The organism is Alitiscatomonas aceti, assembly GCF_025567195.1.
Classification (GTDB): Bacteria; Bacillota; Clostridia; order Lachnospirales; family Lachnospiraceae; genus Alitiscatomonas; species Alitiscatomonas aceti.
Genome location: NZ_JAOQJF010000047.1, coordinates 16,831 through 17,662 on the forward strand (window position 1 = coordinate 16,831; position 832 = coordinate 17,662).

At 56.5% G+C, this 832-nt stretch carries 2 protein-coding genes; both read left to right on the top strand.

Annotation, left to right across the window (positions count from 1 at the left end; all coding sequences use genetic code 11):
• Positions 1 to 351 (top strand): oligopeptide/dipeptide ABC transporter ATP-binding protein (locus OCV69_RS15310; protein WP_331485775.1); only part of this gene is annotated, 351 nt, incomplete at its 5' end.
• The coding region (locus tag OCV69_RS15315) for an ATP-binding cassette domain-containing protein (protein ID WP_262563211.1) at positions 348 to 832 on the top strand (485 nt) is incomplete at its 3' end. The genes OCV69_RS15310 and OCV69_RS15315, both read left to right, overlap by 4 nt.

Here is an 832-nt window from a genome sequence, read left to right on the forward strand (position 1 = left end):
ATCGTGGCCGAGATCTGTGACGAGGTATCGGTGGTATACGCAGGGCGTGTCATCGAGCACGGGACCCTGGAGGATATCTTCAAGAATACCCGCCACCCGTATACAGAGGGCCTGTTCAACTCCCTGCCGAACCTTGAGAACCGGCAGGCAGAGTTAAAGCCCATCAAGGGCCTGATGCCGGATCCCAGCAACCTGCCGAAGGGATGCGCGTTCTGCCCGAGATGCGAGTATGCGATGGAGATCTGCAAGACGCAGAAGCCGCCGAGGACGTACCGGAACGATACCCACTATGTGGAGTGCCACCTGTACAACAAAGACAACATCCATGAAGGGAAGGTGAACATTCGATGAGCCAGCCGCTGCTTGAAGTAAAAAACCTCAGAAAGTATTTCAAAACCCCGAAGGGGATGCTGCACGCCGTGGATGATGTCACCTTTACGATCGAAAAAGGAAAGACGTTAGGCGTGGTAGGCGAGTCCGGCTGCGGAAAGTCCACCACAGGCCGTGCGATCCTGCGTCTGATCGAGCCGACGGCCGGCGAGGTGCTGTTCGAGGGCCAGGATGTGGTGAAGCTGTCTGCGGAGGAGATGCGAAAGAAACGTACAGACATGCAGATCATCTTCCAGGACCCGTTCTCCAGCTTAAACCCGCGTAAGACCATCAGCCAGATCATCGCGGATCCGTTAAAGATCAACAAGATCATCACGGACAAGAATGAGCAGATGGACCGTGTGCGTGAGTTGATGGAGACGGTGGGCCTTGCAGACCGTCTGATCAACACATACCCCCACGAGCTGGACGGAGGCCGCCGCCAGAGGATCGGGATCGCGAG